The organism is Marivivens niveibacter (genome assembly GCF_002150005.2).
Lineage (GTDB): Bacteria > Pseudomonadota > Alphaproteobacteria > Rhodobacterales > Rhodobacteraceae > Marivivens > Marivivens niveibacter.
Genome location: NZ_MSPP01000002.1, coordinates 243,457 through 258,786, shown reverse-complemented (window position 1 = coordinate 258,786; position 15,330 = coordinate 243,457). Strand labels below are relative to the sequence as shown.

General features: G+C 56.4%; 18 protein-coding genes. 15 read left to right on the top strand and 3 right to left on the bottom strand.

All coding sequences use genetic code 11. The annotated features are described in order from the left end of the window. Window positions 1-15: 15 nt before the first annotated feature. The 6 genes from BVC71_RS07170 (at window position 16) to BVC71_RS07145 (ending at window position 4,680) form a co-directional block, all read left to right on the top strand. Window positions 16-222 (top strand): hypothetical protein, encoded by a 207-nt coding sequence (locus BVC71_RS07170; RefSeq protein ID WP_086450958.1) that lies wholly within the window; start codon window positions 16-18, stop codon window positions 220-222. 20 nt (window positions 223-242) lie between these two features. After that, complete coding sequence (locus tag BVC71_RS07165; protein ID WP_086450957.1) at window positions 243-1,223, top strand: DUF6976 family protein; 981 nt, start codon at window positions 243-245, stop codon at window positions 1,221-1,223. 41 nt (window positions 1,224-1,264) lie between these two features. Continuing rightward, window positions 1,265-1,993 carry a monofunctional biosynthetic peptidoglycan transglycosylase gene (gene mtgA, locus BVC71_RS07160; protein ID WP_086450956.1) on the top strand — a complete coding sequence of 243 codons (729 nt, stop codon included), beginning with the start codon at window positions 1,265-1,267 and terminating at the stop codon, window positions 1,991-1,993. 72 nt (window positions 1,994-2,065) lie between these two features. After that, window positions 2,066-2,731 carry an FtsZ-binding protein FzlA gene (fzlA, locus tag BVC71_RS07155; RefSeq protein ID WP_086450955.1) on the top strand — a complete coding sequence of 222 codons (666 nt, stop codon included), beginning with the start codon at window positions 2,066-2,068 and terminating at the stop codon, window positions 2,729-2,731. Continuing rightward, window positions 2,721-3,749 (top strand): tRNA epoxyqueuosine(34) reductase QueG, encoded by a 1,029-nt coding sequence (gene queG / locus BVC71_RS07150; RefSeq protein WP_086450954.1) that lies wholly within the window; start codon window positions 2,721-2,723, stop codon window positions 3,747-3,749. Before fzlA ends, queG begins: the two co-directional genes overlap by 11 nt. A 10-nt stretch (window positions 3,750-3,759) precedes the next feature. Next, window positions 3,760-4,680, top strand: a complete 921-nt coding sequence (locus BVC71_RS07145; RefSeq protein WP_086450953.1) for a DMT family transporter — start codon at window positions 3,760-3,762, stop codon at window positions 4,678-4,680. 37 nt (window positions 4,681-4,717) lie between these two features. On the opposite strand, the gene BVC71_RS07140 is transcribed toward BVC71_RS07145, so the two are convergent. Next, window positions 4,718-5,584 carry a branched-chain amino acid aminotransferase gene (locus BVC71_RS07140; RefSeq protein ID WP_086450952.1) on the bottom strand — a complete coding sequence of 289 codons (867 nt, stop codon included), beginning with the start codon at window positions 5,582-5,584 and terminating at the stop codon, window positions 4,718-4,720. 150 nt (window positions 5,585-5,734) lie between these two features. Here BVC71_RS07140 and BVC71_RS07135 point away from each other — a divergent pair, with 150 nt between their 5' ends. The 7 genes from BVC71_RS07135 to BVC71_RS07105 all read left to right on the top strand — a co-directional run bounded on the left by BVC71_RS07135 (window position 5,735) and on the right by BVC71_RS07105 (window position 11,619). Next, window positions 5,735-6,232 carry a MarR family winged helix-turn-helix transcriptional regulator gene (locus tag BVC71_RS07135; protein WP_086450951.1) on the top strand — a complete coding sequence of 166 codons (498 nt, stop codon included), beginning with the start codon at window positions 5,735-5,737 and terminating at the stop codon, window positions 6,230-6,232. Window positions 6,233-6,234: 2 nt separating this feature from the next. Continuing rightward, window positions 6,235-6,930, top strand: coding sequence for a response regulator (locus tag BVC71_RS07130; RefSeq protein ID WP_205905962.1), 696 nt, complete (start codon window positions 6,235-6,237; stop codon window positions 6,928-6,930). A gap of 32 nt (window positions 6,931-6,962) precedes the next feature. Continuing rightward, window positions 6,963-7,889 carry a histone deacetylase family protein gene (locus tag BVC71_RS07125; protein WP_086450949.1) on the top strand — a complete coding sequence of 309 codons (927 nt, stop codon included), beginning with the start codon at window positions 6,963-6,965 and terminating at the stop codon, window positions 7,887-7,889. Then, window positions 7,886-8,122, top strand: a complete 237-nt coding sequence (locus BVC71_RS07120) for an exodeoxyribonuclease VII small subunit (RefSeq protein ID WP_086450948.1) — start codon at window positions 7,886-7,888, stop codon at window positions 8,120-8,122. The genes BVC71_RS07125 and BVC71_RS07120 overlap by 4 nt, the downstream gene beginning before the upstream one ends. After that, window positions 8,122-8,979 carry a polyprenyl synthetase family protein gene (locus tag BVC71_RS07115; RefSeq protein WP_086450947.1) on the top strand — a complete coding sequence of 286 codons (858 nt, stop codon included), beginning with the start codon at window positions 8,122-8,124 and terminating at the stop codon, window positions 8,977-8,979. Before BVC71_RS07120 ends, BVC71_RS07115 begins: the two co-directional genes overlap by 1 nt. 8 nt (window positions 8,980-8,987) lie before the next feature. Further along, the gene (dxs, locus tag BVC71_RS07110) at window positions 8,988-10,913 is read left to right on the top strand and encodes a 1-deoxy-D-xylulose-5-phosphate synthase (protein WP_086450946.1); all 1,926 of its coding nucleotides are present in this window, start codon (window positions 8,988-8,990) and stop codon (window positions 10,911-10,913) included. A 61-nt stretch (window positions 10,914-10,974) separates the two neighbouring features. Beyond that, window positions 10,975-11,619 carry an androgen-induced gene 1 family protein gene (locus BVC71_RS07105; protein WP_086450945.1) on the top strand — a complete coding sequence of 215 codons (645 nt, stop codon included), beginning with the start codon at window positions 10,975-10,977 and terminating at the stop codon, window positions 11,617-11,619. On the opposite strand, the gene BVC71_RS07100 is transcribed toward BVC71_RS07105, so the two are convergent. Continuing rightward, entirely contained in the window at window positions 11,588-12,436 is an 849-nt protein-coding gene (locus BVC71_RS07100; RefSeq protein ID WP_086451268.1) for an SDR family oxidoreductase, read from the bottom strand. The two genes, BVC71_RS07105 and BVC71_RS07100, sit on opposite strands and share 32 nt — an antisense overlap. A gap of 39 nt (window positions 12,437-12,475) precedes the next feature. Next, window positions 12,476-13,210 (bottom strand): DUF4253 domain-containing protein, encoded by a 735-nt coding sequence (locus BVC71_RS07095; RefSeq protein WP_133064502.1) that lies wholly within the window; start codon window positions 13,208-13,210, stop codon window positions 12,476-12,478. Between the two features lie 179 nt (window positions 13,211-13,389). Here BVC71_RS07095 and BVC71_RS07090 point away from each other — a divergent pair, with 179 nt between their 5' ends. Beyond that, window positions 13,390-14,856, top strand: coding sequence for an AMP nucleosidase (locus BVC71_RS07090; RefSeq protein WP_086450943.1), 1,467 nt, complete (start codon window positions 13,390-13,392; stop codon window positions 14,854-14,856). Window positions 14,857-14,987: 131 nt separating this feature from the next. Next, window positions 14,988-15,275 (top strand): HU family DNA-binding protein, encoded by a 288-nt coding sequence (locus BVC71_RS07085; protein WP_086451267.1) that lies wholly within the window; start codon window positions 14,988-14,990, stop codon window positions 15,273-15,275. The last annotated feature ends 55 nt before the right edge of the window (window positions 15,276-15,330 follow it).

Genomic DNA, 15,330 nt, shown 5'->3' with positions numbered 1-15,330 from the left:
CAACAAAGGTGCCCAATGCCAGTAATCCCACGGGCCAAAATCAAAACGCTTCTGTCCAGCAACTCTGATTTGTCCAAAGCGTCTTTGGCGACCCGCATCATGCTGACGCGGATGCGGCTAGAGGTGTCCAACAGCCCTATCTGTATCGACCAAAAAGTGTCGGAACTGGAAAGCGTGCTGAACTCCAAACCACAAATTGCCGAAGACCTTGCGTCGATCTGATATTTCTTAGGGGCGAACGAATGAAAAACGAACTTCTTTCCGTAGACGAAGCCGCAGACCGCATTCGCAGCGGTGCGCCAGTCGTTGTTGCGGGTGCAGCCGAATTGATGAAACAACTGCCACAGGGCAATTGGATCGGGGGGACAACCGCATATTTTGTAACTGAAAACGGCGGCGCGGTCGTCGATGATAAATTGTTCTGCACCACGTTTGAAAATGCTGTTGGTGCCACTGTGCGAATGGTTTCGGCTGATACGCTCGGGCAAATTTCGGATGGCTACCGTGAAAATGGTTTCACTGTCGTCCTGATCCCTGCCTTTTCTAAAACGCACACCGAATTTGCGATGACTGGCGCTGATAATGTCTCGGTTTTTGATCAGCCGCTGGTTGGCTGGATCACGGGCGTTCACCTTGATGAATTGGGCAGCAAAACGCCGCAGATCGTTGATGGATCGACTGGTACCGCCGCCGAAGATGGCGCCGTGCTGTTGCATGTTGAAATGCCTGCTGGATCGGGCATTGACGTCGATATCGTCAACATCTTTGATCAAGGTGACGAACTGACCTTTAAATTCGACGAAAATGGCTTTGCGGCCAAATCGGTGAATGTGAACGGCGAAACCGTCAATCTGGCGGATTACCTGATCGAAAATGAAATCGACACGCGTTTGCCGTTGGTTGCCAACTACGCGGGTTCAATGATCAACGTATCCATCCAGAACGTCGATGCCGAGGCAAAAGAGGTTCAGTTTTATGCTCCTGTCGTCGCAGGCATGGAATATAAACTGGCTGCGCCTCAGGCGGATTATGCTGCGGCCTTTGCGTCGTCGGTCGGCGATTCAGGGATGGGCCAGTATTCGTGCAACTGCATCCTGAATTATCTGTATGGCGAACTAGAAGGCAAAAAGACTGGTAAATTTACGGGGCCAGTGACCTTTGGTGAAATCGCGTACATCCTGTTGAACCAGACATTGGTCAAACTGGATCTAAAAGCGGCCTAAACAGCTTTGCACATGGCGACAGGACGCCTATACCTGTCGCCATGGCCAAATCTACAAAGAAAACCGAGGCAAAACCGCCATTGACTGCCCGCCTAAAGGCGGGCTTTCGTCGTTGGGTTTGGCGGCTCTTGTTTGCGGTTACGGTGACGGTGCTGGGTGCCGTACTTTTGTATTCGGTCGTGAATCCCCGCATGACACCCTATATGATTGGCCAATATCGCCAGTTCGGGTTTATCGAACGCGAATGGGCGGATTTTGATGACATCGCGCCGGTTATGGCGCGATCTGTTGTCGCCGCCGAAGATGCCAATTACTGCTTGCACTGGGGGTTGGACATCAACGCGATCCGCACCGCGATGGAGGACGGCGCCGCGCGCGGCGGATCGACCATTTCGCAGCAGGTCGTGAAAAACGTCTACCTTTGGCAGGGCCGTTCATGGGTCCGTAAATCGATCGAGGCTGGCCTGACCCCATTGGTCGAACTGTTCTGGTCCAAATCCCGCATTCTAGAGGTGTATCTGAACGTCGCCGAATTCGATCAAGGCGTGTTTGGCGTACAGGCAGCCGCAGATCATTATTTTGGCACGACTGCCGCTAATCTGACGGCGGTGCAGGCCGCGCGTCTGGCGGCTGTTTTGCCATCACCCAAAACCCGTGATGCCGCTGACCCCACGAATTTCCTACGCAACCGCGCTGCGCAAATTCTGGACGGTGCGGCAACCATTCAGCGCGACGGCCGCGCGGATTGTTTTACGGCGAACTCTGGCTAATGGGTGTTTGCCTGACTTGAACCCGCGGCTGATCTCCTGCATGGAAGGCGTAGTATCGAACCGGAGTTTTTGATGTACGCCTTGTATCACTATCCCCTTTCGCCTTTCTCTCGCAAAGTGCGCCTGTGCCTTGCCGAAAAGAAAATCGAAGTGAAACTGATCGAAGAGCGTTATTGGGAACAGGATGCCGATTTCAAACGCCGCAACCCTGCGGGCAAGGTGCCTATCCTGAAAATTGGCAGCAAATTCTTTTCCGAAAGCATGGCGATCTGCGAATATCTGGAAGATACCATTCCTGATCCATCGCTACTGCCGCGTTCCGCAGAGGCGCGTTACGAAACCCGCCGTTTGGTGTCGTGGTTCGACGATAAATTCTATGCCGAAGTCACGTCAAAACTGATGGGCGAACGCGTGTTCCGTAAAATTATGGGCACCGGATATCCAGATAGCTCGAACGTCAAAGCAGGCGCAAAGGCGATCAAATACCATCTGGATTACATGGCTTGGTTGTTGGAAAAACGCCGCTGGCTGGCTGGCAATGAAATGACGTTGGCGGATTTCGCCGCGGCATCGCATTTGTCTTGCCTAGACTATGTATCAGACGTGGATTGGAACCGCTCCGAAGTCGTCAAAGACTGGTACGCAAAAATCAAATCGCGCCCTGCGTTCCGCACAATTCTGGCTGACCAAATCCCAGGGTTTAAGCCGTCGCCACAATACGCGAACCTTGATTTCTAAGGATCAGATACGGGCCTTTGCGCTGGACGCCGGCTTTGCCAAGATGGGCGTTTGCCGCCCTGATGCGGTGCCTGATATTGCCGCGCGTTTGCAGGATTTTGTGGATGCGGGCCGTCACGGCGATATGGCGTGGATGGCCGACCGAATGCATTGGCGCGGTAACCCAGCCGAGCTGTGGCCCGAGGCGAAATCGGTCATCATGCTGGCCGAACCCTATACGCCCGACCACGATCCAATGGCGGTCATCGACCAACACGACCGCGCCGCGATCAGCGTTTATGCCCAGAACCGCGATTACCATGACGTGGTGAAAAAACGCCTGAAAAAGGTCGGCCGCTGGATGCTGGAACAACAGCGGGATGAGGCAATCAAAGTGTTCGTGGACACCGCGCCCGTTATGGAAAAACCGCTAGGGCAGGCGGCGGGTCTGGGCTGGCAGGGCAAACACACGAACCTTTTGGGCCGTGATTTGGGCAGTTGGTTTTTTCTGGGTGCGATTTTCACGACGATTGAATTGGAACCTGACGATGCGGAAGTGTCCTACTGCGGGTCATGCACCGCATGTCTTACGTCTTGCCCGACGGATGCCTTTCCTGCGCCCTATCAGATCGACGCACGGCGCTGCATTTCGTATCTGACCATCGAATTTGGCGGGCAGGTGCCCCATGACTTGCGCGAAAAGATGGGCAACCGCATCTACGGCTGCGACGATTGTCTGGCCGCTTGTCCGTGGAACAAATTCGCCGCCGACGCGCGCGAGGTGAAATACGCCGCCCGCGACGATCTAATCGCGCCAAAGCTGTCTGAACTGGTCACGCTGGACGATCCGTCATTCCGCGCCATGTTTTCGGGTAGCCCAATTAAACGCATCGGACGAAATCGGTTTGTGCGGAACGTTTTATATGCCATCGGTAATTCAGGCGATCCGGCACTGATTGAGTCGGCCAAAGCTTTGACCCATGATCCCGATCCGGTCGTAGCCGAGGCCGCAACATGGGCCGTGTCGCGATTAGTTTAAGGCGATTGTTATGCAGCCGATCCGCGCGATCACATTCAAAATTCTGTCCGTCCTGATCTTTGTGATGATGGCGGCGATGATCAAAGCAACCTCGCCCCATATTCCTCCGGGCGAAGCAGTGTTTTTCCGATCATTCTTTGCGATCCCCGTGATTGTAGCATGGCTGTGGATGCGCGGGGATCTGGCGCAGGGGTTTGCCACGAAAAACCCGCTGAATCACGTCTGGCGCGGGGTGGTTGGGACCTCTGCCATGGCGCTGATGTTTGCGTCATTGGCCTATCTGCCGTTGCCTGAACAAACGGCGATTGGCTATGCGATGCCGATTTTCGTGGTCATCTTTGCGTCGATGTTCCTGAACGAAACCGTGCGCCTGTTCCGCCTGTCGATGGTGGGCGTTGGACTGGTTGGTGTGATGGTGGTGCTGTCGCAACGCCTGTCGATCGGGACGACTGGCATGGATACGGCGGCAACACTGGGCGCTGTGTTCGCGCTGGGCGGCGCCGTTTGCGCGGCACTGGCGCAGGTGTTCATCCGTAAAATGACGAAAACCGAATCCACATCATCCATCGTGTTTTGGTTTTCCTGCACGGCCACGGGCCTGTCGCTGTTTACGCTATATTGGGGCTGGTCCATCCCAACATGGACCGAGGCCGCGCTGCTGATCGGATCGGGCCTATTGGGCGGGGTGGGGCAGATCCTACTTACCTCCAGCTATCGATATGCGGACGCATCGCTGGTCGCGCCGTTTGAATATTCGTCGATGATTTTTTCGGTCGCTATCGGTTGGATGATTTTCGATGAAATTCCGACGGGCACAACGTTGATCGGCGGGTTTATCGTGATCTGCGCTGGTATCGCGATCATCTGGCGCGAAAACCAACTGCGTCTGAACCGCACCCAACCTAGAAAAGCAATGACGCCCCAGGGCTAACCATAGGGCGTCATCAAAATTGTGGGCTGGTTTGCGATTACGCGCGGACCAGTGCCTCGTATTCGGCGGCGATGTCGCGGGTGATGTCGCCAACCGTAAAGGTGTAGTCGCCGATCTGGCCAACAGGGGTTACCTCTGCCGCGGTGCCGGTCAGCCAGCACTGTTCGAAACCTTCCAGCTCTTCCAGCTGAATGCGGCGTTCGTGAACGGTGATGCCTTTGTCGCGCAGCATGCCGATGATGGTCTGACGGGTGATGCCGTTCAGGATTGCGTCAGGGATTGGCGTGTGGACTTCGCCGTCTTTCACGAAAAAGATGTTCGCGCCGGTCGCTTCGGAAACGTAGCCGCGATAATCTAGGAACAACGCGTCGGAACAGCCTTTGGCTTCTGCCGCATGTTTGGACATGGTGCAGATCATGTACAGACCAGCCGCTTTCGCCTGGGTTGGGATGGTTTCCGGGCTAGGGCGTTTCCATTTCGCGATGTCCAGTTTCGCGCCCTGCATTTTCGCGTCGCCATAATAGGCGCCCCATGTCCATGCAGCGACCGCCATGCGAACAGGGTTGCGCGATGATGCGACACCCATGTCTTCGCCAGCGCCGCGCCATGCAACAACGCGGATGTATGCGTCGGTCAGGCCGTTTGCATCCAGAACGGCTTGCTTTGCCGCTTCGATTTCTTCAACGGTGTATGGGATTTCCATATCCAGCAGCTTGCCCGACGCCTGTAGGCGTTCGGAATGTTCAACGGATTTGAAAATCTTGCCGTTGTAAGCGCGTTCACCTTCGAACACCGAAGAGGCATAGTGCAGCGCATGGCTAAGGATGTGGACGTTTGCGTCGCGCCATTCTACCAGTTTGCCGTCCAGCCAGATTTTGCCATCGCGATCGTCATAACCCGCCATGTTATTTCCCTTCAGAGTTAGATTCGTTACGCAAAAGACCCGCTGCGAGTCATAAAATTGCGCGTTTCGGGGGATTCGCTATCATTCGACCCTTGGAATGTCAACAAGGCTGACGTATTCTGCTAATTAAGAATTGAGGGATGATTTGCCATGAATGATGTGCCCAGCGGTCAGTCGCTTCTGTTTTTGACAGATGAACAGTTACGACAGGGGATCGAGGCGATGTTCTTTGCCTATCGCGGTTTCACGGCAGATCCCGATCGTATCCTAGAGGGCAAGGCCTATGGCCGCGCTCATCACCGCGCCATCCACTTTATCAACCGCAGCCCCGGCACGACCGTAAATAATTTGCTTTCGATCCTTGGTGTTACAAAGCAATCCCTGAATCGTGTGTTGCGATCTTTGATCGAAGACGGTTTGGTAGAGAGCAGGGTCGGGAAGATAGACAAACGCGAACGCAACCTTTTCCTGACCGAGGCGGGAGCGTCGCTAGAACGTGAATTGTCCGATGCGCAGCGGGATCGCATGCGCGCGGCTTTTCGTGCAGCCGGTCCATCGGCTGTGGCCGGTTTCCGGCAGGTTCTAGAGGCGATGATGGACGAAGACATGCGCCGCCACTACGAGGCGCTGAGGGATAGGACGACCTGAACATGGATGATCCCCATATTCTGATCGTTGATGACGACGAACGTATTCGCAGCTTGCTGCAAAAATTTCTGATCCGTAACGGATTTTTGGTCAGCACGGCGCGTGACGCGGCCCATGCGCGACGTTTGCTGTCGGGGTTGGAATTTGATCTGATCGTGCTGGACGTTATGATGCCTGGCGAAGACGGTATGTCGCTGTGCCGTGACTTGCGCACGCAGATTAGCACGCCGATTTTGTTGCTGACCGCCAAAGGCGAAACTGCTGATCGAATTGCAGGGCTAGAGGCGGGTGCCGATGATTACATCGCCAAACCGTTCGAACCCAAAGAGCTACTACTGCGGATCAACGCGATTTTGCGCCGTGTGCCGCAGGCCGCCCCTGCAGCGATCGCGCCCAAGGCGCTGAACATGGGCCCGTTTCGCTATGACATCGAACGGGGCGAGTTGTGGAACGGCGACGATCTGGTGCGTTTGACCGCGACCGAAAGCCAGCTGATGAAAATATTCAGCGGTAAAGTGGGTGAACCGATCACGCGAACCACATTGGTTGAGGAACTGAGCCGTTCTGGCGGCCAGACCCAAGAACGCGCCGTGGACGTCCAAATCACCCGTCTGCGCCGCAAGATCGAGGTAGATCCCAAACAGCCGCGTTTCCTGCAAACGATCCGCGGGTCGGGTTACATGCTCCAGCCTGATTGACGCATGAACAGGATTGGGGTTGAGTTGCGGCCATGACAACCGCATTGATTACTCACCCCGCCTGTTTGAACCACGTCACCCCAGATGGGCACCCAGAACAGGTTGCCCGTTTGCGCGTTATTCTGGATGCGCTGACCGATATTCCCCTACAGCAGCAATTGGCACCGATGGCGGCGGATGATGATATCCTGCGCTGCCACCCGCAGTCCTATATTGATCGGCTGCGGGCCGTGTCCCCGAAATTGGGGTCGTTCCAGTTGGACGAAGACACGCACATGTCGCCAGGATCAATCGAGGCCGCCTATCGCGCCGCCGGCGGGGTCGTGCGCGCCGTTGATATGGTGCTGTCGGGTGACGTGCAGAACGCATTCGTCGCAACCCGCCCCCCTGGTCACCATGCCGAACAAGAAACGCCCATGGGGTTTTGCCTGTTCGGAAACGTGTCGATTGCGGCCAAACACGCGCTGGACCATCACGGGCTGAAACGCGTTGCTATCGTTGATTTTGACGTCCACCACGGCAACGGCACCCAAGCGCTGTGCCAAGATGATGCACGAATCCTGACCATTACGTCCCAGCAAATGCCGTTGTGGCCAGGAACCGGCGAACCTGATGATACTGGCGAATTTGAAAACGTTCTGAACATCGCCTTTCCGCCCGAAACAGACGGCAATCTGATGCGCAGCGTCTACACTGAAACGGTGTTCCCACGTTTGCGCGCATTCAATCCTGATTTGATCCTGATTTCTGCGGGTTTTGACGCGCATGTGGATGATCCGCTGGCGCAACTGGAATGGGACACGGATGATTTTGCGTGGCTTGCAGAACAGTTGTGCGATGTTGCGGCAGAAACTTGCCAAGGGCGCGTGGTATCTGTTTTAGAAGGCGGTTATAACCTGACCGCACTCGCAGCCTCTGCCGCTGCCCATGTCCGCGTATTAGAGGAAAAAGGCCGATGACCGACGTTTCTGAAATGAGCTTTGAACAAGCAATGAAAGAGCTGGAAACCGTGGTGAACCGGCTGGAACAGGGCGATGTCGCGTTGGAAGATTCCATCGCGCTGTATGAACGCGGTGCCGCGCTAAAGGCGCGTTGCGAAGAAAAGCTGAAAGAGGCCGAAGAAAAGGTCGCAAAAATCACGCTCGGCGCTGATGGCGCGCCTACGGGTACGGCTCCGCTGGACGCTGGCTAATGACATTTCAAACGGCGCTAACGACCGCGCGTGATCTGGCCGAAGGTCGGATCATGGACGCGCTGCATGGGATCGACCTGCCTGTGGCTGACGCAATGGCCTATGCCGTGCGCGGCGGCAAAGGGTTGCGAGCCTTTCTAGTGGTCGAAAGCGCCCGCGTGCATGGCATCACCGATGCGGGGCATGTGGCGGCGGCGATTGAATGTGTCCACGCCTATTCGCTGGTGCATGACGATCTGCCCTGCATGGATGACGACGACCTGCGCCGTGGTCAGCCGACTGTTCACCGAAAATGGGATGATGCGACGGCTGTTTTAGCGGGTGATGCCCTGCAATCGCTGGCGTTTGAATTGCTAGCGGATGCGCCCTGTTCGGCGGATGCGCGGATTGACCTGATCCGCAGCTTTGCCATCGCATCGGGCGTGCGCGGCATGGTGGGCGGTCAGGCGATGGATATTGCGGCTGAAACCGCATCCGAACCGCTAACGCTGGAACAGATCACTGAACTACAGGCGGGCAAAACGGGGGCGTTGATCAATTGGTCCGCGACCGCTGGCGCACGCATGTCAGGGGCCGATATCGGGCCGCTGCAAACCTACGGCACTGCGCTGGGCCTCGCGTTTCAAATCTGGGATGACGTGCTGGATGTGACGGGCGATGCCGCCACCGTGGGCAAGGCTGTTGGCAAAGATGCCGATGCGGGAAAGGCGACTTTTGTGTCCCTTTTGGGCCTGGACGGGGCGAAACGTCGCGCGGAACAGCTTGTGACACAGGCTTGCGATGCACTATCTGTCTATGGGAAAGACGCAGAAAACCTGCGCGATGCGGCCCGTTTCGTCATCGCACGCGATAAATAGAGACTGACATGACCGATCGACCACGCACGCCTCATCTGGACCGCGTCCAGACGCCAGCCGACTTGAAATCCATGTCGGACAGCGAACTGCGTCATGTCGCTGATGAACTGCGTGCCGAAACTATTGATGCTGTGTCCGTTACTGGCGGGCATTTGGGGGCTGGTCTGGGCGTTGTCGAATTGACCGTCGCCCTGCATGCTGTGTTCGATACGCCAAAGGATAAAATCGTCTGGGACGTGTCGCACCAATGTTATCCGCATAAAATTATCACAGGCCGCCGCGATCGTATCCGCACCTTGCGTCAAAAGGACGGACTGTCGGGTTTCGCAAAACGGTCTGAATCGCCATACGATGCGTTTGGCGCTGGGCATTCGTCGACCTCGATTTCTGCTGCATTGGGATTTGCAGTTGCGCGCGATCTGGGCGGCGTCACGCCCGAAGGCGTCGGCGACGCGATTGCTGTGATTGGTGACGGGTCCATGTCCGCCGGTATGGCGTTCGAGGCGATGAACAACGCGGGCCATCTGGGCAAACGCATGATCGTTGTTCTGAACGACAACGAAATGTCGATTGCCGAACCAACGGGCGCGCTATCGTCGTATCTGTCGCGCCTATACGCAGGCGCCCCGTTCCAGGAACTAAAAGCCGCCGCCAAAGGCGCGGTTAGCCTACTGCCGCCCCCGTTCCGCGAAGGTGCAAAGCGCGCCAAGGATATGGTCAAACACATGACCGTCGGCGGCACGCTGTTCGAAGAGTTGGGATTTTCCTACATCGGCCCCATTGATGGGCACGACATGGATCAGTTGCTGGCGGTGCTGCGCACGGTGAAATCCCGCGCTGACGGCCCAATCCTGATCCACGCGATCACGAAAAAGGGCAAAGGTTACGCCCCCGCCGAAGCCGCCCGTGACAAAGGCCACGCCACCGCGAAATTCGACGTCCCCAGCGGCAAACAGCACAAGGCCCCATCGAACGCGCCCAGCTATACCAGCGTGTTCGCGAATACCTTGTTGGATTTGGCTGCCAAGGATCAAAAGATTTGCGCGGTTACGGCGGCGATGCCAGATGGGACGGGGCTCAAGACGTTTATGGAGCGCTATGCCTCGCGCTGTTTTGACGTTGGTATTGCGGAACAGCACGCCGTGACATTTTCGGCCGGTCTGGCTGCAGGCGGGATGAAACCGTTCTGCGCGCTGTATTCCACGTTCTTGCAGCGCGGCTACGATCAGGTCGTGCATGACGTCGCGATCCAACGTTTGCCGGTCCGTTTCGCGATAGACCGCGCTGGTCTGGTTGGCGCCGATGGTGCGACCCACGCAGGCAGTTTCGATGTGTCGTTCCTGGTGAATTTGCCCGGTATGGTCGTCATGGCAGCGGCGGATGAAAACGAATTGGCGCGCATGGTCAAAACGGCGGCTGATTACGACGACGGCCCCATCGCGTTCCGTTTCCCGCGCGGCGAAGGTGTGGGCGTTGAAATCCCCGACACGCTAGAGCCGTTGGAAATCGGCAAAGGCCGCGTCGTGACCGAAGGGGCGGGCGTTGCGATCCTGTCGTTCGGCACTCGTTTGCAAGAGGTATTGCAGGCCGTCGAAAACCTGAACGCCAAGGGCATTCATCCAACAGTCATCGACGCGCGTTTTGCCAAACCTTTGGATCGTGATCTGATCCTGAAAACCGCAGCAACCCATGACGCGATCATCACGATCGAAGAAGGCGCAGCTGGCGGATTTGGATCGCAAGTGGTTCAGATGCTATCGGACGAAGGCGCGATGGATCACGGTCTGAAATTCCGTTCCATGGTTCTGCCCGATACTTGGATCGACCACGCGAGCCCTGCGGACATGTATGCAACCGCTGGCCTGAATGCCCCCGATATCGAAGCCAAAGTGCTGGACGTCATGGGCGTTGCACGCATCGAAAACCGCGCCTGACGCAAGGTTCCTCTTTGTTCGGTGATCAACCTGTCGCACGCTAAGCTGCAGGGAGGACATCATGAACAAAACGCTGATTTTCCGCAGCGTGGTCACCGCCGTGGCGGTGTTCTACTGTTTGCGCTTTATCTTTTTCGGGGACTACAGCCAATTCCCTGGACCATTCCGATATCTGACCATCTGGGGCCTGTTTCTGGCGACCTTCGCCCATAGTCGAACACTGCTGATCAGTTTGGGCCGCAGTGAAAATCGCTGGGATGGATTCATCGGCGCGGCGGCGATTGTGAACGCGATGGTCGTTCTGCTGTACTGGCGTTTGTATTTTGCGGACCCGATGTCGGTCACCAGCGACGGGTCATTGGGGCAGCCGTGGCTGGAATATTATCTGCACGCTGTCGGGCCGCTGCTGTTGTGGATCGACGCGCTGTTCCTGCACCGCGGTTTTCGGCGGTTGGTCGGGTCCGTTCTTTGGCTGTTCGGGATTATTGCGGCCTATGTGGCCTGGGCTGAATTGGTGGTCCAACGGTTCGCATTAACGCCAACGGGCACAGTCACCAACGGATTGCCCTATCGGTTCCTGAATAATCTGGAGTTCGATGGCCGCGCGCATTTCTACGTCACGAATTTCATCGTGGCGATTTTTCTGCTGGTAATCTTTGCCTGCGCTGCATGGGTTATTCGCCGGACTGCGCCAAAAGCGCCCTAAGCCCCGTGCGGTAGTCAGGATACAGCAGTTTGACGCCCAGTTCGTCTTTGATCCGGTCGTTCCGTACACGTTTGTTTTCGGCGTAGAATGACGCGGCCATTGGAGTCATGGGCGCGTCTTCGATCGGGATCGCGGGCGGCACGGGCAATCCCAGAAGGTTGGCGGCGAATTCAATCACGTCTTGAGGTGGGGCGGGTTCGTCGTCGCAGACGTTATAGGCCGCCCCGGGGTTGGGTTTGTTGATCGACGCGAGCAGCACTTGCGCAATGTCATCGACGTGGGTGCGGCTGAAAACTTGGCCCTCTTTGATGATGCGGCGAGCCTTGCCGCTGCGGACTTTGGCAAAAGGTCCGCGGCCTGGCCCGTAAATACCTGCCAGACGGAAGATATGCAGCCGCAGGTCCAGCGATTGCCATTCGGCCTCAGCTCGGGCGCGCCATTCGCCGCGTTCGGTGGAGGGCTTTACTGGCGTCGATTCGTCTATCCACGCGCCGCCATGATCGCCATAGGTGCCTGTGGTGGACAGATAGCCCACCCATTCGAATTGATCGCGGCGGGCGGCGATTTCGGATTTGATTTCGTTCAGAACGGGATCGCCATCCGCATTCGGACCGGCGGAAATCAACAGATGCGTCGCGCGGTCCAGATCGGCGGTGATATCCGTGCCAGGCCAAACGCGCGCCTCGATCCCTTCGGCGGTTAGCGCGTCCGCCTTGTCAGCGGATCGGGTGGTGCCGATGACGGTCCAATCGTCAGGCAGGATGCGGGTCAGGGCGCGTGCGGAAAAACCGTGGCCGAAAGAAAGCAAAGTTTTCATGAAATCAAATGTGCGTTTCAAAGCTGCGGGGTCAACCCGTTAATCCCACCAGAATTGCCACGTTGGTGCGTTGATCAGCACAGCCGCCAATCCGTCCAACGTGCCAAATCCCTGATCAATGATGTCAGGGCAGTAGGCGTAATGTTCTTCGGCCAATGCCATGGCGTCCTCTTGGGTGGCTGGCGGGCGCAGCACATGCATCGTGATCGTATCATGGCTGTGCCCAACGATGCGTGCGCCATATCGGTCGCGCCAGCGACGCATCAGGCCCATGTGAACTTCGGCTTGGGGGAATGCGTTCCAGCCGCCGCAGTCCAGATGGGCGGACACTTGGGTCGCGTCAGATGTGGGGAACAGGCCGATGTGAACGGTTTGATAGGGCTCTTGCCGTGCAACATCCCACAGCGCCAGAGTAATGGCATCGGATTGTGATAGAACAGGGTCAAACGGCCCGCGTTTTGGACGATCGGTTTGCGCCCATTCAAATCGCGCTTGGGTCATGTAGGCGTCGAATGAAAATTTCGCGGCGCGGGCCTCAATATCGGCCACGTCGCGCGGTGTGCCGTCGTACATCATTTCAACGGCGCGGATGGATCCCAAAACAATTGGGGTATGATCGCGGTTCTGTGCCTCTTTCGCGATGATCTGGTGGGCCTGATCGCCGCGGCAGCGGATGATGGGCCAACGGGGCGTGATTTGCCCCATGTCTACGCCCGTATCATAGATCAACGCGTCATCATTCGATGCGCCCAACAGGTTTTTCAAAAATTTCATGCCCGCCCCCGCGATTTTGGTGCGTTTTGCCACCCTTTATGCCCCGACGACAAGCGCTGATCGTGTCTTGAAGCTGTTGCCTAACTGGTGTCTGATCACAGGTCATAAAGGAATGGACAAAGGGCGTCGCGATCCAGCGGGGTCGCCTACGTAGACCGTCCTGAAGTTAAGGAAAAAGAATGAACGAAACTATCACACCAGACAGCAAACCAGCCGAAACCTTTACCGACCCAAAGGCCGCTGTCGCCCGCCTGATCGAACTCTACGACGAAGCCATCACGTTTCTGGGCCAGAAATTTTCAGAGTCGGTCACCAAAGGCAAACCCGACGCGCGGTACCGCGCCTATTACCCCGAAGTGCGGATCACCACGACCAGCTACACCACATCCGACAGCCGCCTGTCGTTTGGTCACGTGCCGATCCCGGGTACATATTCCACAACCATCACCCGCCCGAAACTGTTCAAAAACTATCTGGAACAGCAGATCGAACTGCTGATTAAAAACCACGATACGCAGGTGCAGATTGGTTTATCCGACACGCCAATGCCGATGCATTTCGCGGTTGCTAATGATGCGGACGTCACCGTTCCTCAAGAAGGCGTGTTGAATTTCACGCTGCGCGATGTGTTTGACGTGCCAGACCTGACAACGACCCATGATGACATCGTGAACGGTACAGGGTTCGTTTATCCTGATGGATCGCACCCACTGGCCCCGTTCACGGCGCAGCGTGTGGATTATTCGCTCGCGCGTCTGGCGCATTACACTGCAACCGCGCCTGATCATTTCCAGAACCACGTTCTGTTCACGAACTACCAATTCTACGTCGAAGAATTTGAAGCCTACGCGCGCAAAATGCTGGCTGAAAAAGACAGCGGTTACACGGCCTTTGTTGCGCCAGGGAATGCGGTGATTACAGATGCGGAAACGCCGCTGCCGCATTTGGCAAAGATGCCGCAAATGCCGACCTATCACCTGAAACGCACGGACGGATCGGGGATTACTTTGGTTAACATCGGCGTCGGTCCATCGAACGCGAAAACCGCAACGGATCATATTGCAGTTTTGCGTCCGCACGCGTGGCTGATGGTTGGTCACTGCGCGGGTCTACGTAACAGCCAGAGCCTTGGCGACTTTGTTTTGGCCCACGCTTACCTGCGCGAAGATCACGTTCTGGACGACGATTTGCCGATCTGGGTGCCGATCCCTGCGCTGGCAGAAATTCAGATCGCGCTAGAAAACGCAGTGGCCCAAGTGACCGAGCTAAGCGGGTTCGAATTGAAACGCATTATGCGCACGGGCACGGTGGCAACGATCGACAACCGCAACTGGGAGTTGCGCGATCATTCGGGGCCGGTCCAACGATTGTCGCAATCGCGCGCCGTCGCGCTGGATATGGAAAGCGCGACAATCGCAGCCAACGGTTTCAGGTTCCGTGTGCCTTATGGCACGCTTTTGTGCGTCTCCGACAAACCGCTGCACGGGGAATTGAAATTGCCCGGAATGGCGTCGGATTTCTATAAAACACAGGTATCTCGTCACTTGATGATCGGAATTCGGGCGATGGAATCTCTGCGCGAAATGCCTCTCGAACGTATACACAGCCGCAAATTACGCAGCTTCGAAGAGACAGCATTCCTTTGATCCACAGTTTTCCGCTTGAAAATAGGCTTTTTTGCTTGCAATAGGCCAAATTTCATAGTGGTGATCTACTATATACCGTTACTATACGGGACATGAGGCCCAAGATCGGGCGCAACAAGGAGACCATGGAAATGGCAAAACCAATGACCAAGGCGCAACTCGTCGCCGCACTGGCCGAAAAATCCGGCACTGACAAAAAAACCGCAGCTGCTGGTCTGGAAGCGCTGCTGGACATCATTTCCGAAGAAGTATCGGGCGGTGGTGCTGTGACCCTGCCTGGCGTTGGCAAAATCTACTGCCGCGAGCGTCCAGAGCGCACCGTTCGCAACCCTGCGACCGGCGAAACCATGCAGAAGCCTGCTGATAAAGTCGTCAAAATGACTATCGCGAAGGCACTGAAAGACAGCGTAAACGCGTAATCGCGTCGCTGGTCTTGCATTTGATCAAATAGTGGGAAAGGGTCGCCGATATTGG